The following is a 23009-nucleotide window of genomic DNA, read 5'->3' on the forward strand; positions in this document are numbered from 1 at the left end:
GCGTGGTGGTGTGGTTCCGGGCGTCAGAGCGGCGCGATGACGCGCCGCTCCGAACTCACGCCTTCCCGAACCCGCCCCCCGTGGGCGTCACCACCGTTACGGCTTCGCCCGCCTCCAGCACGGTCTGGTCGCAGCCGCCGAGCTCGTCGATGCGGCCGTCGAGGCGGCGCACCAGGGTGCGGCCGAGTTCGCCCGCCTCGCCGCCGTCCATGCCGAAGGGGCGCACTTTGCGGTGGCTGGACAGGATCGCGCATTCCATGCGGCGCAGGAAGCGGATGGTGCGGCTGGTGCCGTCACCGGCGTTCCAGCGCCCCTTGCCGCCCGAGCCGAGGCGGATGTGGAAGTCGTCCAGCAGCACCGGGAAGCGATATTCCAGCACCTCCGGGTCGGTGAGGCGCGAGTTCGTCATGTGGACATGCACGCCCGGCGTGCCGTTGAAGCCGGGGCCGGCCGGCGAGCCGGAGCAGATCGTCTCGTAATACTGGTACTCGTCGTTGCCGAAGGTGAGGTTGTTCATGGTGCCCTGCGAGGCCGCCATCGCCTCCAGCGCGCCGAACAGGCAGTTCGTGACGGCCTGCGACACCTCCACGTTGCCGGCCACCACGGCGGCCGGGTATTCGGGCGACAGCATCGATTGCTTCGGAATGACGATGCGGATCGGCCGCAGGCAGCCGGCGTTCATCGGGATGTCGTCGTCCACCATGACGCGGAACACGTAGAGCACCGCCGCGCGCGTCACCGGCGCGGGGGCGTTGAAGTTGTCGCCGCGCTGGGGCGAGGTGCCGGTGAAATCGACCGTGGCCTCGCGCTTAGCCTTGTCCACCGTGATGCGGACCTTGATGGCGCAGCCCTGGTCCATCGGGTAGGTGAACTCACAGTCGCGCAGCCGGTCCAGCACGCGCCGGACGCTCTCGGCGGCGTTGTCCTGCACGTGGCCCATATAGGCCTGCACGACGTCCAGCCCGAACTCGCCGATGACCTTGGAGAGCTCGCGCACGCCCTTCTCGTTGGCGGCGATCTGGGCCTTCAGGTCGTTGACGTTCTGCACCACGTTGCGGACCGGGTAGGTCGCACCCAGCAGCAGCGCCTCGGTGTCGGCCTCGCGGAACCGCCCCTGGTCCACGATCTTGAAGTTGTCGATGTAGACGCCTTCCTGCTCGATCGTGGTGGCGAGCGGCGACATGGAGCCCGGCGCGACGCCGCCGACGTCGGCGTGGTGGCCGCGCGAGGCCACCCAGAACAGGATCCTGGCGCCCGCCTGGTCGAACACCGGCGTGCAGACCGTGATATCGGGCAGGTGCGTGCCGCCATTGTACGGGGCGTTCAGCATGTAGACGTCGCCGGGCCGGATGCGGCCCTCGTTCTGGCGGATGATCGTCTCGACCGATTTGTCCATGGAGCCGAGATGCACCGGCATGTGCGGCGCGTTGGCGACCAGCGCGCCCTCGTGGTCGAACACCGCGCAGGAGAAGTCGAGCCGCTCCTTGATGTTCACCGAATAGGCGGTGTTCTGCAGCGTCACGCCCATCTGCTCGGCGATGGACATGAACAGGTTGTTGAAGATCTCCAGCATCACCGGATCGGCGCTGGTGCCGACCGCCGTGCGCCTGGGCAGCGCGACCGCGCGGGTGAGGACCAGATGATCCTTGGCGGTGAGGGCGGCCTGCCATCCGTCCTCGATCACCACGGTCTGGTGCGGCTCGATGACCAGCGCGGGGCCGCGCACGGTGTGGCCAGGCGCCAGTTGCTCGCGGGCGTACACGGCGGCGTCGCGCAGCGCGCCGGCGCTGAAGATGCGGGTGCGCTGCATCGGGTCGGGGAGGGGAGAGGCCGCGATCGCCTCCTCGGTCTCGGCGATGCCGGCGCCGCCGCCCACCGCCTCCACCGAGATGGCCTCGACGACGAGCGGCTTGGTTTCGTCAATGAAGCCGAAGCGCGCCCGGTGCGCCGCCTGGAAGTGCTCGCGCATGGCGGCGAGGAGGGCGCCATCCGGACCGCGAGCCTCCAGGTTCGCCTCTTCCGGGGCTGCGGCATGCGAGCCTGGAGGCTCGCGGTCCAGGGTGGCGAGCGCTTCCACCGCCACCGGAACCTCGAGCGAGGTGTCCGTGCCGGCGTAGCGCACATGGGCGCGCACATGCAGCGCGATGGCGTCGGCCGGCACACCTTGGCCGGCGACCTCGTCGCGGCAGATGGCGCCGAGGCGCTCGGCCTCGCGGGCCAGCGTGTCCAGCACTGCCGGCGCGAAGGGCTCCTCGATGGCCTGCTGGCGCGTGGCGCGGATGTCGGCGAGGCCCATGCCGTAAGCCGAGAGCAGCGACGAGAAGGGGTGGATCAGCACCGTCTTCATGGCCAGCGCGTCCGCCACTAGGCAGGCGTGCTGGCCGCTCGCGCCGCCGAAGGCGTTCAGCGCGTATTGGGTGACGTCGTAGCCGCGCGCCACCGAGATTTTCTTGATGGCCTCGGCCATGTTGGCGACCGCGATACGCACGAAACCGTCCGCGACCTCCTCGGGCGAACGGCCGTCGCCCACCTGGGCGGCGAGCTCCGCAAAGGCGGCGCGCACGCTGTCGGCGTCGAGCGGCTGGTCCTGGCCGGGGCCGAAGATCTTCGGGAAGAAGGCGGGCTGCAGCTTGCCCAGCATGACGTTGGCGTCCGTGACGGCGAGCGGTCCGCCACGGCGGTAGCATTTCGGCCCCGGATTGGCGCCGGCCGAGTCCGGGCCCACACGGAAGCGCGCGCCGTCGAAATGCAGGATGGAGCCGCCGCCGGCCGCGACGGTGTGGATCAGCATCATCGGGGCGCGCATGCGCACGCCGGCCACCTCGGTCTCGAAGGCGCGCTCGTACTCGCCGTCGAAATGCGCGACGTCCGTGGAGGTGCCGCCCATGTCGAAGCCGATGACGCGGCCGAAGCCCGCCTCCTTGCCGGTCTCGGCGAGCGCCACGACGCCGCCGGCCGGGCCGGACAGGATCGCGTCCTTGCCGGCGAAGAGGCTGGCGGCCGTGAGTCCGCCGGAGGACATCATGAACATCAGGCGGGCGCCTGAGCGCTCCGCGTCCAATTCGGAGGCGACCTGCCGCACATAGCGGCCAAGAATGGGCGAGAGATAGGCGTCCACCACGGTGGTGTCGCCGCGTCCGACCAGCTTGATGAGCGGGCTCACCTCGTGGCTCACCGACACCTGCGGAAAGCCGAGTTCGCGCGCGAGCGCTCCTACCTGCCGCTCGTGCTCGGGGTAGCGGTAGGCGTGCATGAACACCACCGCGACGGCCTTGAAGCCAGCGGCCTTGGCGGCCTCCAGCTCCGTCCGGATGGCTGCGAGATCCGGCGCCTGCTCGACGGCGCCGTCGGCGCGCACGCGTTCTGCGACCTCCACGACTTCTGCGTAGAGCTGCTCGGGCTTGATGATCTCCTTGGCGAAAATATCCGAGCGCGCCTGGTAGCCGATGCGCAGCGCGTCCCGGAAGCCCTTGGTGGTCACCAGCAGGGTGCGTTCGCCCTTGCGCTCCAGCAGCGCATTGGTCGCCACTGTGGTGCCCATCCGGACGTCGCCGATGGCGCCGCTCGGGATCGCGCCGCCGGGCGCGAGACCCAGGAGATCGCGGATGCCCTGCACGGCGGCGTCGCTATACGCCTCCGGATTTTCGGAGAGGAGCTTGCGGGCATGCAACTTGCCTCCCGGGTCACGGCCGATCACGTCCGTGAAGGTGCCGCCACGGTCGATCCAGAAGTCCCAACGGGTGGCGGTCATGGCGGTCTCCTGGCGGCGGGTTGAGCCTCAACTCAGAAACATCGATAAATCGTCAGTGTTTCGTTGACAAGGTCGCGGGGCCGAATACGATCGAAATGTGGCGACGGTTTCTGCCCGGCGCCCCGGACCGGCGCTGCGGCCGACCCACGAGACGCGGAGACACGCTTCATGCGCATGGTGCTGGATCGACTCTACCTTTGGTCCGGCTATGCGGCCGGGGCCTTCCTGATCGCGATCTTTGTTCTCATGATGCTCCTCTCGGTGGGGCGCGAGTTCAACCTCAACGTCGCATCTGGCGACGATTTCGCCGCCTGGTCGCTGGTCGCGATGGCGTTCCTGGGCCTGGCGCACACCTTCAAGCGCGGCGAGATGATCCGGGTCGGGCTGTTGCTGGAGCGGCTCCACGGGCGACCCAAGCAGATCGCTGAGCTCATTTCGCTCAGCGTCGCGGGCGCGTTCATCAGCTACTTCACCTGGCAGGCGGGCCGTCTGGCCTTCGATTCCTGGCGCTTCGGCGACATGTCGCAAGGCGTGGTGGTGATCCCGCTCTGGATCCCGCAATTCGGCATGGTGGCCGGCCTGGCGATCCTGTTGATCGGGGTCGTGGACGAGCTCGTGGTGGTGCTGCAGGGCCGTCGGCCAACCTACGAGAAGGAGCCGGCCGCCACGCCCGAGGAACTCATCGAGCGCATTGCGTCGGGCGGGGGAGTGTAGGCCATGTTCGGAGCCATCCCGCTTCCCGAATTGTCGATGATCCTGCTCGGGTTCCTGGTCGTCATCCTGGCGAGCGGGGTGTGGATCGCGGTCGGCCTCGGCCTCGTCGGCCTTCTCGCCATGGTGCTCAGCACCAATGTGCCGATCGGGCAGGTGCTCGCCACCACGGTGTGGAGCGCCTCGGCGTCGTGGACGCTGGCGGCGCTGCCGCTGTTCATCTGGATGGGCGAGATCCTGTTCCGCACCCGGCTGTCCGAGCAGATGTTCCGGGGCCTGTCGCCCTGGCTGCAGTGGCTGCCGGGGCGGCTCATCCACACCAACATCATCGGCTGCGGCATCTTTGCGGCCGTGTCGGGCTCCTCTGCCGCCACTTGCGCCACGATCGGCAAGATCGCGCTGCCGGAACTCGAGAAGCGCGGCTATGACGCGCGCATGAGCCTCGGTACGCTCGCGGGCTCGGGCACGCTTGGCCTGCTGATTCCGCCGTCGATCCCGATGGTGGTCTACGCCGTGACGGCGAACGTCTCGGTGCTGCAGGTCTTTCTCGGCGGCTTCCTGCCCGGCCTGCTCGTGATGGCCCTCTACATGGGCTACGTGATCATCTGGGCGCTGCTGAACCCCGACAAGCAGCCGCCGCGCGATCCGTCCATGCCGTTCATGGAAAAGTTGCGCCAATCGGCCAAGCTGCTGCCCTGCATGCTGCTGATCGCGGTGGTGTTTCTGTCGCTGATCCTGGGCTTCGCGACCGCCACCGAATGCGCCGCCTGGGGCGTCACCGGGGCGCTGGGGCTGGCATGGTGGAGCGGCACGCTGACCCGCGAGGCCTTCTTCGACAGCGTGATGAGCGCCACCCGCCTCACCTGCATGATCATGCTGATCCTGGCCGGCGCGGCCTTCACCACCGCCGCTATGGCGTTCACCGGCATCCCGGCGGCGCTGGCCGAGTGGGTGAAGGGCCAGCAGCTCTCGCCGCACATGCTCGTGCTGGCGCTGACCTGCATGTACATCATCCTGGGCTGCCTCATCGACGGCATCTCGATGATCGTGCTCACGGCCGTGATCGTGCTGCCCATGGTGAAGCAGGCCGGGTTCGACCTCGTCTGGTTCGGCGTCTACCTGATCATTCACGTCGAGATGGCGCAGATCACGCCGCCGGTCGGCTTCAACCTGTTCGTGCTGCAGAACATGAGCGGCAAGGACACGATGACGATCGCCAAGGCGGCGTTCCCGTTCTTTATTCTCCTGAACGTCGCCGTATTGATCATCACGACCTTTCCGCAGATCGTGCTCTACCTGCCGAAGCTCGCCTTCCCTGACTGAACCGCCGAACGAGGACACCCCGCATGACGACACCGCGCACCTTCGCGATCTCCGCCATCCTCGCCGGCTTCGGCGCGCTGGCATTTGCCGCGCCCGCCATGGCGCAGACCAAGTGGAACCTGCCCACCGCCTATCCGATCGACAACCTCCACACCGAGAACCTCGCCCAGTTCGTGAAGGACGTGGAGAGCGGCAGCGGCGGCAAGCTGGTGATCACGATCCACGCCAACGCCTCCCTGTTCAAGGCGCCCGAGATCAAGCGCGCGGTCGCAACCGGGCAGGCGCAGATCGGTGAGGTGCTGATGTCGCTGCACGAGAACGAGGACCCGATCTTCGGCGTCGACGTGGTGCCGTTCCTCGCATCCAGCTTCAAGGATTCCAAGAAGCTCTGGGACGCGTCCCGCCCGGCCGTCGAGAAGAAGCTCGCCAGTCAGGGGCTGGTCACCCTCTATGCCGTGCCGTGGCCGCCGCAGGGCATCTACGCCAAGAAGGACCTCAACGCCGTCGAGGACATGAAGGGGCTGAAGTGGCGCTCCTACAATGTCGGCACGGCGCGCATCGGCGAGCTCGTGGGCGCGCAGTCGGTCACCATCCAGGCCGCCGAGCTGCCGCAGGCGCTGGCCACCGGCGTCGTGAACTCGTTCATGTCGTCGGGCGCAACCGGATATGACAGCAAGGTCTGGGAGAGCCTGGACCACTTCTACGACACCCAGGCCTGGCTGCCGAAGAACCTCATCTTCGTCAACAAGGCCGCCTTCGACGCGCTCGACAAGCCCACCCAGGACGTCGTCATGAAGGCCGCCGCCGCCGCCCAGGAGCGCGGATGGAAGCTCTCCGAGGACAAGACCAAGTGGTACCTCGACCAGCTTACCGCCAAGGGCATGAAGGTGCAGGCCCCGAGCCCGGCGCTGGCCGAAGGCTTCAAGAAGATCGGCGAGCAGCTCACCGCCGACTGGATCAAGAAGGCCGGCGCCGACGGCCAGGCCGTGGTGGACGCCTACAAGAAGATGTGACGAACGCCGGGCGGCTCCCCGGGGCCGCCCACCATCTATGCCGTCATCCCCGGCGCGCCGCAGGCGCGGGAAGGGGATCCAGGGGACTGGGCGTGGTCTCCGGACCGTTGCCCCTGAATCCCCTTCCCCTGCGCGGCTTCGCCGCTTCGGCCGGGGATGACGGTTGAGACACACCGCCCCACTGGTTGAGCCAGCGAACCCGATGACCGAACGCCCGCGCTCTTCGTCCGACCTCGGCCCGATCGTGTCCTCGGCGCATCTCGCCGCCGGGGCGCTGCCGGCTCTGTCGGAGTTCGAGTTCGGGCTGATCCTGGTGTCGCACGCGTTCCATCGCTGGATGGTGCGCGCCATGGCGGCGGCCGGCTTTCCGGACCTGTCGGCGCTGGACGTTCTGGTGCTGCACAACGTCAACCATCGCGGCAAGGCCAAGCGGCTGGCCGACATCTGCCTCGTGCTCAACATCGAGGACACGCACCTCGTCACTTATGCGGTGAAGAAGCTGGAGCGCCTGCGGCTGGTGAAGAGCGGCAAGGCCGGCAAGGAGAAGACCGTCGCGATCACGCCGGCCGGCGCGCAGGCCTGCGACCGCTACCGCGAGATCCGCGAGGGGCTGCTGGTGCAGGCCGTCAAGGGGCTCGGCTTCGAGGAGGGACGCCTCTCGGAACTCGCCGCCGCCATGCGGGCGCTGTCGGGCCATTACGACCAGGCGGCGCGTTCGGCGGCGTCGCTTTAGTCTTCGGTGGAGATTTCGCGTCAAGATTGTGGCCGAGCGTGTCCGCCGTGCACTTGACCCCACGGCGACGCTTTCGCATCGTGCAGCAAATCAATCGGAGCCGGCCATGCACGGAATGATGCGACACGTCCTGAAGGCCCTGGTGGGCGCGCTGGTCGCGACCGCCACAATCGTCGGGCCCGCAGCCGCCGAGGAGCGGATTCCGGCGGAACGCTGGACGCTGCCCTACAAGGCCTATCCGGAAAACATCCCGGCCTGCGCCGACCCGGCGGTGCTCAGCAAGATCCAGGATCGCTTCTCCGAAACGGAGAGCACCTATTGGGCGTCCGCGGCGCAGATCGTCGCCTTCGACACCGTGCGGCCGCTGGGCTTCCGGCCGTGGGGGCTCGACTTCATCCCGCGGCTGTTCTGCACCGGCACCGTGGTGGTGAACGACGGCCATCGCCACAGGATCGACTACTCGGTGGCCGAGGACCTCGGCCTCTTCGGCTACGGCTGGGGCGTCGAATACTGCGTGCAAGGCTTCGACCGCGAACGGGCCTACTCGCCGGCCTGCAAGATGGCCCGCCCCTGATCAACCGAGGGCCGTCCGTTGGGGCGGCCCTTTTTCGTTGGCGCATCGTTCAATCGTTTCTTTCGGTCATTGGAGCCAGCCATGGGTTCGAGCAGGGCGCGCAGCTTGCGCGGGTTCATCGGGGCGGCGTTCGCTGTTCTGGCCATCGGCTTTGCGTCGGCCGCCTCGGCCCAGCAGGGCGAGCGGCGAGGCGGCAGCGCGGGTGATTTCGACTTCTACGTCCTCGCGCTGTCCTGGTCGCCCGGCTTCTGCTCCGCAGGCGGCGGTGACGACAAGGCGCGGGACCAGTGCCAGTCCGGCTCCAACCTCGGCTTCGTGGTGCATGGGCTTTGGCCGCAATATGAACGCGGCTTTCCCAGCGAGTGCTCGCCGGCCGGGCGCAGTCCGTCGCGCATCGCCCTAGAGGCGACCAAGGGCGTGTTCCCGGACGAGGGCCTGGCCCGCTACGAATGGCGCAAGCACGGGACCTGCTCGGGCCTGAGCCCCAGCGACTATTTCGCGGCCGTGAAAGCGGCGCGCGACCGGCTCGCCATTCCGCCCGGCCTCAAGGAGCCGAAGGCGGACCAGACCTGGACGCCGATCGACCTGGAGCGCGCCTTCGTGGCGTCAAACCCCGGCCTGCGCACCGACATGATGAGCGTCGATTGCAAGCGCGAGACCCTGCAGGAAATCCGGGTCTGCTTCAGCAAGGACCTGCGCGAGTTCGTGGCCTGCCCGGAGGTCAACCGCCGGGCCTGCCGGGTCCGCGAGATGAAGGTGCCGGCCGTCCGCTGAAGCATGGCGTGATCGCGTCAGCAAGCGCATCGCGCGCTTCCACGGTGTCGCAGAAGGCTCGCGCCGCCCTTTCGCGTCGCGGCGGCGCTGTTATGCTGGCGCATGCTCACGCGCGTTCTCGCCCTGGCGGCCTGCGCGATCGCGGCCGCCGCCGCCGCGCCGGGGTTCGCCCTGGCGGAGGGCCGCTTTGCGCCATGGGGGCCTGATCCGCCGCTGCCGCCCTGCACCTGCCGGGCGCAGGGGCAGGATTTCCAGATGGGCGACACGATCTGCATGCGCACGCCTGATGGATCGCGCATCGCCCGCTGCGTGATGGTGCTCAACAACACGAGCTGGGAGCCGACCGCCACGCCATGCCCGCAAGCTTCGGCGCCGGGCCGCAAAGGCCTGATCGCGACGGCGCGGCTCGCTCCGCATGCGTGCCTGCGGGGGCGTTCCTGACCGCCGCAGCGTTTGCTCGCCGGGGGCGCATCGGCTAACGCTGGCGCATGCGTTGGCGCCATGGCCCATCCGGGCCGCCCCAAGGCTGCGGGCCGTTCCGGCGCCGCGGCTATCACCACGGACAGTTGCGCGAGGCCCTGATCGCGGCGGCGCGCGAACTGCTGGGCGTGCGCGGGCCGGAGGGCTTTTCGCTCACCGATGCGGCCAAGCATGCGGGCGTCAGCCCGGCCGCGCCCTATCGCCACTTCCGCGACCGCGAGGCGCTGTTGTCCGAAGTTGCCCGCGAGGGATTCGCGCTGTTCGCCCAGCGGCTCGCCGGGGCGCTTTCGGCCGGCCCGGACGCACAGGCGAGCTTCGCCGCCATGGGCCGGGCCTACCTGGCCTTTGCCCGGGAGGAGCCCGGCTTCTATGCCGCCATGTTCTCGCGGCGCGTTTCCGAGGAGCCCGACGCCGAGCCGTCCGGCGGCGACGCCTATGCGATGTTGCTGCGCGGCGTTTCGGGCGCGCTGGCAGGGCGCGTCAGCGACGGCGTGGACGCCGAGCGCATCGCCCGGCAGGTCTGGGCGATGAGCCACGGCGTCGCCACGCTGGAGCGCTCCGGCTGCTTCGGCCCGCCAGACGCCTCCCGGGCGGAGGATCTGCTGGTCAGCGGCGTCGAAGCGCTGATCCGCGGCTCCGCCTAGAGGCCCTCGAACGCCTGACGCGCCGGCCGGGCGATCGTTGCTGCGCTGCACGGTATCGGCGCCCTCTCCGTGCACACCAGGCCCCTCACTCGGGATCGACGCGCCTCATCCTGAGTTCGAGACTTGTTCCCCCCCGCATCTCAGAGACCTCGTCCTGAGTTCCAGTCCCTTGACACACCCGCCGAGACCCCCAATGTAAATGCATGTTACATTCACATGGGAGGGACAGGATGTCCTGTTCAGCAGCTTACGGGTTTGAGGGTCGCTCCGGCTGGAAGACCCGGGATGGACGCGAGGGGCGGGGCGCATGGCGGCCGTTCGAACTCGCCGCCATGATCGCCGGCTTCGTGCTCTTCTGGCCAGTCGGCCTCGCGATCCTGTTCTACAAGGGATGGAAGGAAGGCTGGTGGTTCGCCTCCTGCCGCGCGCCCGACGGCGAGGGCCGGATGGCGATGCGCTGGGGCGGGCAGGGCCGGGGCGGCGGCGAAGGCCGCGGGCCGGGCTGGCGCCGGCATGAGCTGCGGCGCGACAGCGGCAACTCGGCGTTCGAGGACTACAAGGCGGCAGAGATCGCGCGCCTCCAGGCCGAGTTCGAGAGGCTCGTGGACGAGCAGCGCGCCTTCGGCGAGCATCTCGAAAGCCTGCGCCGGGCCAAGGACAAGGAAGAGTTCGACGCCTTCCTGGCGAGCCGGAGCAACGCGCAGGGCGGCGGGCAGGACAGCGGGGCTCCCGGGCAGCCGCAGGCCTGATCGGGCCTCGGCTCATAAAAAAGGGCGCGCCGGTGAGGCGCGCCCTTCTGGCTTTTGAATGGCGTCAGCCGCTTAGTGTATCACCATCGCGGTGAAGGGCCACACATAGGCCTGCAGCATCACGAGCACGCCGACCAGGCAGGCGAGCGCGATGGAGTGCCAGAAGACGTAGCGCAGGATCGTGCCCTCGTGGCCGAACCAGTTGGTGGCCGTGGAGGCGACGACGATCGACTGGGCGTCGATCATCTTGCCCATCACGCCGCCGGACGAGTTGGCCGCGCCCATCAGGATGGGGGAAAGGCCGAGCTGTTCGGCGGTGATCTTCTGCAAGCCGCCGAAGAGCACGTTGGAGGCCGTGTCCGACCCCGTCAGCGCCACGCCCAGCCAGCCGAGCAGGGTGCCGAAGAAGGGGTAGAGCACGCCCGTCGCCGCGAAGGCGAGGCCGAGCGTAGCGTCGAGGCCCGAGTAGCGGGTGAGGGTGCCGATCGCCAGCATGGCCATGATGGTCAGCAGCGAGTAGCGCACCACCCAGAGCGTCTGCCCATAGGCCCGCACCAATTGCCCGGGCGTGAACTTCATCACGAAGCCGGCGATGATGGCCGCGATCAGGATGCCGGTGCCGGTGAAGGACAGGTACGTGAAGGCGAACACCGCGCCCTCGTTGGCGGGCTTCGCCACCACCGGAGGCACCTTCTGGATCATGTTGTGCAGGCCCTCCACCGGGTAGTTCCAGGTGAAGATCGGGTTGACCAGGTTCTTGAACCACTGGCCGCCCCAGATGATGACCACCACGGACAGGATCGCCCACGGAACCCACGACATCCGCACCTGCTCGGGCGTCGGATTGGGGATCGCGACAGCGGCGGCCGGCGGCGCCGTGGCGGCCGAGTCGTCACGGGTGCGGAGCTTGGGCGAGAGCCAGAGCTCGGCCGGCTGCCAGACCTTCAGGAAGCCGATCAGGCAAACCATCGACACGATGGCGGCGACGATGTCGACGACCCACGGGTTGATGTAGTTCGACACCACGAATTGCGGCACCGCGAACGATACGCCGCACACCAGGATGGCGGGCCAGATCTGGATCATGCCGCGCCAGCCCGCGAAGGCCCAGATGAGCCAGAAGGGGACGATCAGCGAGAAGAACGGCAGCTGCCGGCCCACCATCGCGCCCAGCAGATAGGGATCAAGGCCCGTCACGGTGGCGAGGCCCTGGATGGGCGTGCCGAGCGCGCCATAGGCGACCGGAGCCGTGTTGGCGATCAGCGACAGGCCGGCGGCCGCCAGCGGCGAGAAGCCGAGGCCCATCAGGATGGCGCCGGTGACGGCGACCGGGGTGCCGAAGCCGGACGCGCCCTCGAAGAAGGCGCCGAACGAGAAGGCGATCAGCAGCAGCTGCAGGCGCCGGTCCGGCGTGATGCCGCCGATGGAGCCCTGCAGCACCTGAAACCAACCCTTCTCCACCGTAAGGCGGTAGAGGAAGATCACGTTCAGGATGATCCAGCCGATCGGAAACAGGCCCGTGACGGCGCCGAACACCGCGGCCCGGATGGCGACGCCCGCCGGCATCGTGAAAATGAAGATCGCAACCAGCAGCGCGATCACGAGCGCGATGAAAGCCGCCACATAGGCTTCCACCTTGCCCCACGCGATGAGGCCGAGCAGCACCACCACAGGTAGCGCCGCCAGAAGGGTCGAGAGCACCGTGCTCCCGGTCGGATTATAGACTTGCTGCCACATGGCGCTCCCCACTTCATCCCGCCCGGTGCTCTCCGCGGCGGCTCTTGGCGGCACGGCGGCGCAGGATGGCCGGTAACCGCTTAATAACCTCGTTCTACACTATCCCGCCGTAGTTTCGACACGATCTTTTCTTGAGGAGCCCGCAACCGCAGGCTGGCTTTTTATTGGCTGTGGAAAGCTCCCGCGAAGCGGTTCGGAGAGCTCCGGAGTGGGCGCGCGGAAAAACTGATGCGGCCGCGACACGGCGCCGGCGTTCTTTATCTTCCTTAAAGAAACCGATCGCATTGTCTCGACCATGCGACGCGGAGTAGCCCTGTTTTTAGTCGGCTCCGCCGTCCTCGGTCTGTCCGGCTGCGGCCTGTTCGTTTACGAGCAGCGCGCGCCGTGGCGAGACCAGGCGGAACAAGCCTGCTTGGCCTCAAAGGCCGTGCGCGTCTCGAACTATGTCGAGCCAGCGCGAGAGATTTCGGGCCCCGGAGCCTGCGGCATGCTGCAGCCGTTCCGGGTCTCGGCCGTGGCGGAGGGATCCGTCGCCCTGAGCAGCAAGGCCACCTGGGCTTGCCCGGTGATCCCGGTCATCGACGGCTGGGTGAACGAAGTCGTGCAGCCAGCGGCCGAACTCTACTACGGCGCGCGCGTGGTGGAGCTGAAGGCGGGGTCCTATTCCTGCCGCAGCGTCATGAACCGTCGCGGCGGGCCGCGCTCCGAGCACGCCTTCGGCAACGCCATGGACGTGATGGCGTTTCGCCTCTCGGATGGCCGGGAGATCTCGGTGGCGCGCGGCTGGCGCGGCCAGCAGATCGAGCAGGAATTCCTGCGCGAAATCTTCGTCGCCTCGTGCGAGCGGTTCACCACGGTGCTCGGGCCGGGCTATCCGCAGCATGACGACCATTTCCACCTCGACCTCGCCCGCCATGCGGGCGGCCGCAAGGTTTGCAAGCCGATCATCAAGTTCGCGCCGCGGCTCGACGCCATCGCGCGGGCGGGCGGCATGCTGACGCCGCGGCCGGTGGGCATGGGCTCGGGACAGACGCCGCGCTACGCGGAGGGCGGCGTCGTGGGCGCCGGCCCGGGCGAGCGCCGGCCGGTCGCGCAAGGCTATCCGGCGGTGGGTACCTCGCCCGCCTATGGCCAGCAGGCCGGCGTCATGCGGGCGCCCGCCACCGGCACGGGCGGCCTCTACGGCGCCTCTGCGCCCCGGCCCGCCACCTATCCTGGCATCGCAGGCGGTCCGATGTCGCTCGGCATTCCGGGCGCGGCCTCCACGCCGGAGGGCTCGGACATGGAGGACATGCTGGAATCGGACGAGGACCCCTACGCGGCGCAGCCGCAAGCTGCCTCTCCGCCGGCGCCGGCGAAGAAGGGCTGGTTATGGTAGGGGCTCCAAGCGCCTTGGGCGCGGAACAGACCCTTGATCATGGCGCCAAACGATCGGGAACCCCTCATCCTGAGGAACGTCGCCCTTTGGTGATGTGTCTCGAAGGACGAGGGGCTCCAGAATGCGAGCGAGATCGAGCGCTCTGGATCCCTTTTTCTCCGAGACGCAGGCCCAAGTGGGGCCTGCTCCTCAGAATGATGGCGTCGTGTAAGCGACCGCCGTTCAGGCTTCAGCCACCCTCAGCCGTGCCGCGCCATCGCGCCCGCCCGCTTCACCACCGCATCAGCCGGCTTGCCGGAGAGCTCGGCAAGATGGTCGAGGCTCGCCGTGAAGGCTCCCACGCCGGCCGTGGCCGAGCGCAGCTCGATGATGAGGTCGCCCATCTCGGCCTCGGGGATCAGCGCCTTCAGCACGTCCCACCCGTCCCAGCCCGGGCGCGAGTCGTAGCCCAGGATCTGCCCGCGGCGGCCGGTCACGATGGCGGTCGCCTTGGCCATCCAGTCGGACGGGATCGCGATCTCGACCGACTGGATGGGCTCCAGCAGCACCGGCTGGCATTTCGGCAGGGCCTCCGCCATGGCGATGCGGGCGGCCTGCCGGAACGCCATGTCGGAGGAATCCACCGAGTGGTGCGACCCGTCCGTGAGCGTCACCCGGATGTCCACCACGGGGAAACCAAGCCCGCCAGCGCCGAGCGCCTCGCGGGCGCCGTGCTCCACGGATGAGATGTACTGGCGCGGCACCACGCCGCCGACGATGCGGTCCACGAATTCGAACCCGGTTCCGCGCGGCAGCGGCTCCACCTCGATCACCACGTCGCCGAACTGGCCGTGGCCGCCGGTCTGCTTCTTGTGCCGCCCGCGCACGGAGGTCTTGCTTCGCACCGTCTCGCGATAGCCGACATGCGGCTCGCGCCGGTCCACCTGGACGCCGTAGCGGCTGGCGAGCCGCTCGGTCGCGACCTTGAGGTGCACCTCGCCCTGGCCGGTCATGCGCAGCTCGCCCGTGTCGGGCATGTGCCGGACGATCAGCGCCGGGTCCTCCTCGGTCAGCTTCTGCAGCGCGGCGTTCAGGCGGACGTCGTCCTTGCGGTCCCGGGTCGCGATCGCGATCGTGTAGACGGGCTCGGGCGGCGCAACGGAGGCCACCGCGCGCGGCGGGCTCTTGCCGACGCCGAAGCTGTCGCCGGTGCCGATGCCCTCCAGCTTGGCGAAGGCGAGCACGTCGCCGGTCTGCGCCTCACCCTCGCGGGAGCTGGCTGCGCCGGCCAGGCGCTGCACGCCCGCGACGCGGGCCTCGGCGCCGTGCGAGCCCACCACCACGTCGCCTTCCTTGATGGCGCCGCGCAGCACGCGGGCGACCGAGAGCTTGCCGCCATGCGCGGTGTGCACGGTCTTCATCACATGCGCGAGCGGCGGCCCGTCCGCAGCCACGCCCAGGCGGTTGCGCACGGCCGCGACGCCGGGCGCCTCATGCCGGATCGCCTTCAGCAGGCGCGTCACGCCGTTGCCCCGGTCGGCCGAGCCGAACAGCACCGGCACGGCGTGCCCCTCGCGCAGCTCCTGCCGCAGGTCCTCGAACACCTGGTCGCGCGGCGGCTCGATCTCCTCGATCAGCTCCTCCATGAGGGCGTCGTCATAGTCGGCCAGCCGCTCCAGCATGGAGTAGCGCGCCTCGCGCTCGGCCCCGACTTCCTCGGCCGGGATGTCCACCACCTCGCTGGCGGCGTGCTCGCGGTACACGAAGGCCCGCTCCAGCGCGAGGTCGATGAACCCCACCGCGATGCCGTTCTTCCAAATGGGAATCTGCCGCAGCAGCAGCGGCGTGCGCGAGGCGGGCTGCAGCAGCGCCAGCGTCTCGTGGACGCGCCGCGACGCGGTGTCGATCTTGTTGATGAACAGGAAGCGCGGGATGCCGGCCTCCTCGAGATCGCGCAGGATCACCTGCAGGGCCGGCAACTTCCGCTCGTCCTGCTCGCACACCACGATGGCGGCGTCGCAGGCCGGGGTCACGGCCCGCATCTCATGCAGGAATTCGACCGAGCCGGGACAATCCACGAAGGTCATCCGCTCGCCCAGGAAGGTGCAGCTCGCGATGTTGGGCTCCACGCCATGCCCATGCGCTCGCGCCTCGGCGCTGGCGTCGCCTGTGGCGGTTCCGTCCGTCACCCGGCCGGCGCGGGTCAGTGCGCCCGTTCGCTCCAGTATGGCTTCCAGCAAGGTGGTCTTGCCGCTCTGAAACGGCCCCACGATGGCGACGCATCGCGGGCCGGCGGCTGATCTTCCGGCGTTGTTCTCCGATCCTGCGGGTGCTTGACCTGACATGGCCTGATCTCCCTTGAACGGGAGGCGCGTTGGCCGTAGCGCCGGCCAACTGTCTCCTGACATGGCCTTTCGAACGGGCCGATGCTCCGCCCGTCAGGACGCGGATGCAAGCGAAATGCAGGTCAGGATGGTTGTCTGAATTGCTGGTGGGTGGGCCCCTCATCCGGCCCTTCGGGCCACCTTTTCCCCGTGCCGGGGCGAAGGGGAGAGCGGCGCCGCAGCCGCGATGCGCCCCCTCTCCCCGGAATGGGGAGAGGGTTGGGGTGAGGGCTTGCCATCCCTACCGCCACGCGGTCAGCCGCCGCTCGATCCACCCCAGCAGCCCCGCGATCGCGAGCCCGAGCAGGGAGAGCACCACCACGCCGCCGAGCAACCGGTCGGACTGCATCAGGTTGCCGGCCGCCAGCACCATCGCGCCGATGCCCCGGTTCGCGCCGATCATCTCGGCGGCCACCAGCAACACGATCGAGATCGACGAGGCGATGCGCAGCCCCGACAGGATGCCGGGCAGCGCGCCCGGCAGCACGATCTTGCGCACGATCGACCAGGACGAGAGCCCGAATGCGCGGCCCATGCGGACCAGCGAGCGGTCGACGCCGTCCACCGCCCCATAGGTGGCCACCACGGTGGGAAAGAACGACCCGAACGCGATGGTGGCGAGCTTCGAGCCTTCGCCGATGCCGAACCACAGGATGAACAGCGGCAGCAGCGCGATCTTGGGGATCGGGAACAGCGCCGACACCACCGCCACGCCGGGCGAGCGCACGGCCGAGAACAGCCCCACGGCCAGCCCAAAGCACACCCCCGCCGTGGCCCCGATTGCGAAGCCGCCGAAGAGCCGCCCGAGCGAGGCCGCCAGGTGGCCGGCGAGTTCGCCGGACCGCGCCAGCGCGGCAAGCGAACCGAACACCTCGCGCGGGCTCGGCGCCATCACGGGGTCGAGCCAGCCGACGCTCGACGCGAGCTGCCAGAACGCCACCAAGGCGACCAGCGCGGCCGCGCCCGCCGCTCGCCGGGTCCGCGGCAGAAAGAGGTCGCCCCGGAATGCGACAGGCTTGGCGGTGGGGTTCGTAAGGTTCGTCATCGCGCAAGCTCCCGGTCGGCCGCCGCCGCATCGGCGCGGATCAGCTCCCACAGCTCCCGCGCCTGCGCGACCAAGGCGGGATCGCCCGCCCGCCGCTCGCTGCGAGGCCGGTCCAGCCGCACCTCGGCCCGCACCCGTCCGGGCCGGCGAGACAGCACCACGATGCGGTCGGCCAGCCGCACGGCCTCGTCCAGGTTGTGCGTCACATACACGGTGGAGAGCTCGCCGCCCGCGTGCAGCGCGACCAGGTCGTCCATCAGGAGCTCGCGCGTCTGCCCGTCCAGCGCCGAGAGCGGCTCGTCCATGAGCAGGATCGCGGGCCGCACGGCGAGCGCCCGCGCGATGCCGACGCGCTGGCGCATGCCGCCCGAGAGCTGGCGCGGCCAAGCGCCGGCGAAGTCCCCCAGCCCCGTGCGGGCGAGCGCATCCCGCACCACGGCGTCGCGCTCGCTCTCCGGCATGGCGTGCTCCTCCAGCGGCAGCCGCACATTGCCGGCCACCGTGCGCCACGGCAGCAGCGCGAAATCCTGGAACACATAGGTGATCGGGTTCAGCGACCGCGCCGGCGCAGCGCCTTGCGTCTCCACGCTGCCGCCGTCCGGCCGCTCCAACCCGCCCAGGATGCGCAGCAAGGTCGACTTGCCGCAGCCCGACGGCCCCACGACGGCCACCACCTCGCCCTCCGCCACCGCGAGCGACACGTCGTCCAGCACCGGCAAGGGGCCGTAGCGATGGGTGATGTTGGAGGCGGCGAGCTTCATGGAGAGGGCTTGAGACTCTGGATGCGATTGAGCTCACACCTCTAGCGCCCCTCATCCTGAGGAGCCATGCGAACTTCGCATGGCGCGTCAAAGGGCGAGGGATTTCAGGAGGCGCCGCGAAGCGCACCCTCCCCCTCAAGGGGAGGGGGTGGCTGCGGCGTCATCCCGAGCGCCGAGCGCCCGCTCAATTCGCGTTGAGGTGCCCCTGCACGAAGCTCAGGTCCAGCATTGCCTTGGCGTCCACGGCGGCGTCCACCAGGCCCTGCTGCTTGCACCATTCCACCTGCCGGACGAGATCGGCCACGTCCAGCCGGGCCTGCGGGTCGACGAAGAAGGCCGACGCCTTGACCTTGGGAACTGCCGTTTCGGCCGGCTCGCCCGGATACACCGACCTGGCGATCAGCGCGGCGGTTTCGTCCGTCGTGGGCGTCGTCACGATGGCGCCCGAGGCGTCTCTCTGGAGAAAGGCCGCGTAGTAATCGGCCGCGCCCTTCTGGTAGGCGCGCACGAACTTCTCCACCGTTGCGCGCTTGTTCGTGATCGTGCGCGAGGCCGTGAACAGCCCGCCGAACTGGTACTCGTCGAAATCCGAGTAGCGGCCCAGCAGCTTGGCGTCGCCGCTGGCGATCAGCGCCTTGGCGAGGTGCGGGGCGATGATGATGCCGTCCACCTGGCTCGATTTCAGCGCCGCCATCATGTTGGGCAGCGACTGCAGCGGCTTCATGTCGACCTTGGCGAGATCGAAGCCCTTGATGCGGGCGAGCTGCCCGATCTGGTAGTGAAACGACGATCCCACCTGCGAGATGCCGAGCGACTTGCCGGCGAACTGGCCGATATCCGTGAAGCCCTTCTCGGCCGCCCCCTTGGAGGCCAGCACGAGGTTGCCCTCGTAGCCCTTCGCCTCCTTGGCCTGCGCGGCGATGATCTTCAGCGCGCCCTTGCCGGCGAGGTTGAAGAACCCGCCCGTGAAGGCCGTGACGCCGAAATCGACGTCGCCCGACACCACCGCGAGCGAGATCGGCTGCGCGGCCTCGAAGAAGGTGAGGTTCACGTCGAGGCCCTCAGCCTTGAAGTAGCCCTTCTCGAACGCCGTGAAGAGCCCGCCTGACGACACGAAGCGCAGAACGCCGACATTCACCTTCTCCTGCGCGGATGCGGGGGCGGCGAGGGCCAGCCCGGCCGAGATTGCGGCGGCGAACAGCGACAAGAGGCGGGTGCGGAGCAACGGCATGGGGGATCCTCCCGAGGCCGTCTACGCGGCCGAAACGCCGCGACATTAGTGGTTTTCGCCGCCGAGGAAACAGCGCAGACGCCGCGCTCGCATGCGAAAAGGGCGGCCGACGTGAGCCGGCCGCCCCTGTTCATCGCAAAAATCCAGGCTCAGCGGGCCGGGCGCAGCTCCAGCGCGGAGACGCCGAGCGCCAGGCTGGCGCCCGTCTGCGCGCCCACCGAGAGCGGCTGGAGGCTGATGGTGTTGTTGTTGCCGCCTACCAGCGCGTTGGCGCTGACGCCCGCGCCCGCCGTGGCCTCGGCCGAGCCGCCCGCATAGGCCCCGGCCAGCGCGCCGCGCGGCCAGGCGTTGGTGGGCGCGAACACGCCCCACACCATCACGCCCTTGTCGGTGGCGCCGATGTCGAGGCCGAAGCGGCGGATCGTGCCCACATAGGTCTCGCGGGCGCCGCGCGAGGGCGTGAAGCTGCACGCCATGGTCTTGCTGGACGTGATGATCAGCCCGAGGCCGCCCGACACGTTGCAGCGCAGCGTGCCGACCTTGACGGCCGCCTCCGCGGAGGGGAGGCCAGCCACGATGCCGGCCGCCAGCGCGGCGGCTGCGAGGAGGGGAGCGCGAAGGTTGCGGCTTTTCATGGAAGAGCTCCTGTGGATGGGACGGCGCAAACCGTGAAATCGCCCGACAACAGCTGAGCGGCGGAAAGGTTCGTTCTTGGGCGCGAGCGCTCCTGCTGAGGGGCCCGGTAGCTTGGCCAAAAAGCCACTGAAACACCCTCGATACCCTCATCCTGAGGAGCAGGCCGCTTTCGGCCTGCGTCTCTAAGGACGAGGGGCGTTGAGCGAATGATCGGTCAGGCTCTCAGGATGAGGGGCATCGGGTCGTGAATTCAAAGCGCTTGCGCCCTCAGGCGACGAGGCCGCGCATCGGCTCCACCGCCGTGGAGTCCGGGAACACCTGCGAGCCCAGCACGGCGCGGGAGAGGCCGAGATGCTCGGCCATCACGCCCTTCAGCACGGCCCGCAGGTCGGTCGTGGGCTGGAGATCGCGGCGCTCGTAGAGCTGCGCCTCCTTGAGCCCAGGCCAGTCGGCGATCACGCGGCCGCCCTTCACGGCGCCGCCCACAAGGAACGCGCAGGTGGCGGTGCCGTGGTCGGTGCCCACAGTGCCGTTGACCCGCGCGGTGCGGCCGAATTCCGTCACCACGAGGATTGCGGTGTCCTTCCACACCGGCCCGAGCGTCTGCTCGAACGCCGCCAGCGCGCCGTCGAGCCCGGCCAGCAATTGCGCCAGCTGGCCGGTTGCGCCGCCCTCGTTGGCGTGCGTGTCCCAGCCGCCGAACGCCAGCGCGGCCAGGCGGGGGCCGTCATCGGCCGCCATCAGCCGCGCCGCGCCTTCGGCCGCACGCTTCATCGCCTCGGCCCCGCCAGCGCCCTTTCGGGCCTGCGCGCCGCCGTTCCGGGTGGCGATCATGTCGGCGTCGAGGCCTCGCGTGAGCGCATCGCCCAGAGCAGGGTCCTTCTGTCGATAGAGGTCGAGCACCCGCGCGGCGAGGTCATCCTCGGCCTTGGGCAGCCCCTGCGGCGACCAGCCGAGCACCGGGGCCTTACCGCGGATCACCAGAGGCGTCGTGGCGCCGACTCCGACGCCGCCGAGCTTTGCGATGCGCTCGCCCTTCGGCAGCGCCGCCAGCGCGCGGTTCATCCAGCCGCTGTTGACCGGCGACACGCCGGGCAGCCCACTTTCCAGCACGTCCTGCCCGTCAAAATGCGAGCGCGACCGGTAGGGCGTCGCCGTTGCGTGCACCACGCTGGCCTGCCCGGCTTTGAAGAGCCGGGCGAAGTTCGGCATCGCCGGGTGCAGGGCGAAGAAGCCGTTGAGCGGCAGCGCCGCGTTGTCGCCCGTCGCCGAGAGCGCGATGCCGGCGCGCAACGCCACGTAATCGGGGTCGCCCACCGGGGCAACGGCCGACAGCCCGTCCAGCGCGCCGCGCAGCACGATGGTGACGAGCCGCGGGTCCTTGCCGCCCGACGCATGGGCGAAGCGGGGCGTGAACGCCCAGGCGAAAAGCGCGCCGCCCGTCACCAGCACGGCGCGGCGGGTGGCGTCCGGGGCCTCGCAGCAGGCCAGCGTGTCCGGGCCGTTGGAAAACGAGTGCGACATGGCGGGCTCCGGCCTCAGCGGCGCTGGAATTCGGGGGACATGATCAGCAAGGCCAGCCCCTGCGCGCGGCTCTCGGCACGGGCCACGGCCTGACGCGTCTCGGGCGACGCCGCCGGGCCGATCACGGCTTCCAGCAGGGCGTTGGGGTCGAGCTTGGCGTTCTGCCGCCCCCATTGCGCGGCTGCGTCGAGCCGCGCCGCGACGCCCTCCGGCGAGGCCCACTCGGCCGACTGGTCGGAGAAGCCGTTCGGGCCGATCGGCTGCCAGAGCGGCTGGCCCATGATGCCGAGCAGGCCCACGACGTTGCCGACATCGGGGGCCTTGCCGGTCGCCCGCAAAACCGCGATCACGAGTTCCTGCGGCGTCCTCAGCTTGGTGGGCGGCGCGGCCCACGCCTCCGGCGCGCTCACCAGCACGCGCGTCACCGCCGCAAGGTCGCCCTTGCTGTCCAGGAAGGTCTTGGCGAGACGGTCCACCAGCATCCTGGGCGGGTCGTCGGCGATGAAATGGGTCGCCAGCTTGCGGGCGATGTGGCGCGCGGTTGCGGGATGCACGGCGAGATCGGCCAGCACGGCCTCGCCCTGCCGATGCTCGTCCTCCGGATAGGCCTTGCCGAGCACCGTATGCGCGCCCGGCTCATGCCGCGCCGGCGCGAAGGTGAAGCGGCCGCCATGCATGAGGTCTTCGTCCGGGGAGGTCACCGTCCATCCGGTGATAATCCGCGACAGGCTCGTGACGTCGCTTTGCGTGTAGCCGCCGCTCACCCCGAGCGTGTGCAACTCCAGGATCTCGCGCGCGAGGTTCTCGTTCAGCCCGCGCTTGCCGTTCTGGCCGCCCTTGGAGGTCGGGCCGATCGATTGGTGGTTGTCGAGGTAGTAGAGCATGGCCGGGTGCTGCTCCACGGCGCGCAGCATGTCGCCGAAGCGGCCGAGCACGAACGGGCGGATCGCCTCGCGCTCATAGGCGCCGGCCAGCATCCGAAGCCCGGGCCCTTTGGCGGCTGAGATCGCGAAGTGGTTCGACCAGAACAGCGTCAGCCGCTCCACCAGCCCGGCTTCGGAGCTCGTCAGACGGACGAACCGCGCCGCCGCCTCGGCGCGGAAATTGGCTTGTTCGGGCGACTCCGGCTGCTTCGCCGGCTGCGCCATGGCGCCGCCCGCCATGGACGGCTGCATGCCCCTGGCGCTGGAATCGTCCTGCATGTTGACGCCCGGCGCGGCCGCCGCCATGGCCGCCTGGGCGGCTTTCGCGGCCTTGCGATCCTTGTCGAACTGCCGAGCCTCGACCAGATTCTGGCCGCTGTCCTTGAGCTGAGGCATGCCCGCGACGCTGTCCAGCGGCCGCACGGCGGCGGGGTTGATCTGCGCCAGCACGTAGCCGCGCGGATCGGCCGCCGCGCGGTTCAGCTCGCCCGGGATCGCCCCCAGGCCAAAGCGATTCAGGGCGGCGAGGGCGAGGCGGGGATCTGTGGCCATGGCGCAATCCGGATCTGCGCGCCAAGGAGGCGGCAGACAACGGCTGAAGTAAGGCCTAACATTCGTTAATGTTTGGCCAACTCCGTTGAGACCTCCGGCGCTAAACT

At 69.3% G+C, this 23009-nt stretch carries 18 protein-coding genes and 1 pseudogene; 10 read left to right on the forward strand and 9 right to left on the reverse strand.

Annotated elements, in window-relative coordinates; genetic code table 11:
- Positions 1-55: 55 nt before the first annotated feature.
- A complete protein-coding gene (locus tag AC1DSZ_RS08375) occupies positions 56-3751 on the reverse strand; it encodes a hydantoinase B/oxoprolinase family protein (RefSeq protein WP_476837920.1) in 3696 nt (1231 codons plus the stop codon).
- A gap of 168 nt (positions 3752-3919) precedes the next feature.
- On the opposite strand from AC1DSZ_RS08375, the gene AC1DSZ_RS08380 reads away from it, so the two are divergent.
- From AC1DSZ_RS08380 to AC1DSZ_RS08420, 9 genes are all read left to right on the forward strand, one after another.
- On the forward strand, positions 3920-4465 hold the full coding sequence (locus tag AC1DSZ_RS08380) for a TRAP transporter small permease (protein WP_476837921.1): 546 nt from the start codon (positions 3920-3922) through the stop codon (positions 4463-4465).
- A 3-nt stretch (positions 4466-4468) separates the two neighbouring features.
- Positions 4469-5785 (forward strand): TRAP transporter large permease, encoded by a 1317-nt coding sequence (locus tag AC1DSZ_RS08385; protein WP_476837922.1) that lies wholly within the window; start codon positions 4469-4471, stop codon positions 5783-5785.
- Positions 5786-5808: 23 nt separating this feature from the next.
- A complete protein-coding gene (locus AC1DSZ_RS08390; RefSeq protein ID WP_476837923.1) occupies positions 5809-6798 on the forward strand; it encodes a TRAP transporter substrate-binding protein in 990 nt (329 codons plus the stop codon).
- A gap of 202 nt (positions 6799-7000) precedes the next feature.
- Complete coding sequence (locus AC1DSZ_RS08395; RefSeq protein ID WP_476837924.1) at positions 7001-7531, forward strand: winged helix DNA-binding protein; 531 nt, start codon at positions 7001-7003, stop codon at positions 7529-7531.
- A gap of 106 nt (positions 7532-7637) precedes the next feature.
- The gene (locus tag AC1DSZ_RS08400; protein ID WP_476837925.1) at positions 7638-8105 is read left to right on the forward strand and encodes a hypothetical protein; all 468 of its coding nucleotides are present in this window, start codon (positions 7638-7640) and stop codon (positions 8103-8105) included.
- Positions 8106-8186: 81 nt separating this feature from the next.
- Positions 8187-8879, forward strand: coding sequence for a ribonuclease T2 family protein (locus tag AC1DSZ_RS08405; RefSeq protein WP_476837926.1), 693 nt, complete (start codon positions 8187-8189; stop codon positions 8877-8879).
- A gap of 102 nt (positions 8880-8981) precedes the next feature.
- Positions 8982-9320, forward strand: a complete 339-nt coding sequence (locus AC1DSZ_RS08410) for a hypothetical protein (protein ID WP_476837927.1) — start codon at positions 8982-8984, stop codon at positions 9318-9320.
- A gap of 47 nt (positions 9321-9367) precedes the next feature.
- Positions 9368-10003 (forward strand): TetR/AcrR family transcriptional regulator, encoded by a 636-nt coding sequence (locus tag AC1DSZ_RS08415; RefSeq protein WP_476837928.1) that lies wholly within the window; start codon positions 9368-9370, stop codon positions 10001-10003.
- Between the two features lie 230 nt (positions 10004-10233).
- Positions 10234-10752 carry a DUF2852 domain-containing protein gene (locus AC1DSZ_RS08420; RefSeq protein ID WP_476837929.1) on the forward strand — a complete coding sequence of 173 codons (519 nt, stop codon included), beginning with the start codon at positions 10234-10236 and terminating at the stop codon, positions 10750-10752.
- 72 nt (positions 10753-10824) lie between these two features.
- On the opposite strand, the gene AC1DSZ_RS08425 is transcribed toward AC1DSZ_RS08420, so the two are convergent.
- Positions 10825-12489 carry an L-lactate permease gene (locus AC1DSZ_RS08425; protein WP_476837930.1) on the reverse strand — a complete coding sequence of 555 codons (1665 nt, stop codon included), beginning with the start codon at positions 12487-12489 and terminating at the stop codon, positions 10825-10827.
- A 295-nt stretch (positions 12490-12784) separates the two neighbouring features.
- Here AC1DSZ_RS08425 and AC1DSZ_RS08430 point away from each other — a divergent pair, with 295 nt between their 5' ends.
- On the forward strand, positions 12785-13867 hold the full coding sequence (locus AC1DSZ_RS08430; RefSeq protein WP_476837931.1) for an extensin-like domain-containing protein: 1083 nt from the start codon (positions 12785-12787) through the stop codon (positions 13865-13867).
- A gap of 239 nt (positions 13868-14106) precedes the next feature.
- Here the strand turns inward: AC1DSZ_RS08430 and AC1DSZ_RS08435 are convergent, their stop codons facing one another.
- The 7 genes and pseudogenes from AC1DSZ_RS08435 to AC1DSZ_RS08465 form a co-directional block, all read right to left on the reverse strand.
- Positions 14107-16191, reverse strand: coding sequence for an elongation factor G (locus tag AC1DSZ_RS08435; RefSeq protein ID WP_476837932.1), 2085 nt, complete (start codon positions 16189-16191; stop codon positions 14107-14109).
- A gap of 280 nt (positions 16192-16471) precedes the next feature.
- Positions 16472-17275 (reverse strand): ABC transporter permease, encoded by an 804-nt coding sequence (locus AC1DSZ_RS08440; RefSeq protein WP_476837933.1) that lies wholly within the window; start codon positions 17273-17275, stop codon positions 16472-16474.
- Positions 17272-17973: pseudogene (locus AC1DSZ_RS08445) on the reverse strand (ABC transporter ATP-binding protein); the annotation flags it as partial. The gene AC1DSZ_RS08440 and the pseudogene AC1DSZ_RS08445, both read right to left, overlap by 4 nt.
- Before the next feature lie 247 nt (positions 17974-18220).
- Positions 18221-19267 (reverse strand): ABC transporter substrate-binding protein, encoded by a 1047-nt coding sequence (locus AC1DSZ_RS08450; protein ID WP_476837934.1) that lies wholly within the window; start codon positions 19265-19267, stop codon positions 18221-18223.
- 149 nt (positions 19268-19416) lie between these two features.
- Positions 19417-19902, reverse strand: coding sequence for a DUF992 domain-containing protein (locus AC1DSZ_RS08455; RefSeq protein ID WP_476837935.1), 486 nt, complete (start codon positions 19900-19902; stop codon positions 19417-19419).
- A 268-nt stretch (positions 19903-20170) separates the two neighbouring features.
- Positions 20171-21427: a DUF1501 domain-containing protein gene (locus tag AC1DSZ_RS08460; RefSeq protein ID WP_476837936.1), complete on the reverse strand. Its 1257-nt coding sequence runs from the start codon at positions 21425-21427 to the stop codon at positions 20171-20173.
- A 14-nt stretch (positions 21428-21441) separates the two neighbouring features.
- Positions 21442-22902, reverse strand: a complete 1461-nt coding sequence (locus AC1DSZ_RS08465; protein ID WP_476837937.1) for a DUF1800 domain-containing protein — start codon at positions 22900-22902, stop codon at positions 21442-21444.
- Positions 22903-23009 lie beyond the last annotated feature (107 nt).

Source organism: Alsobacter sp. P4_H11, assembly GCF_056400925.1.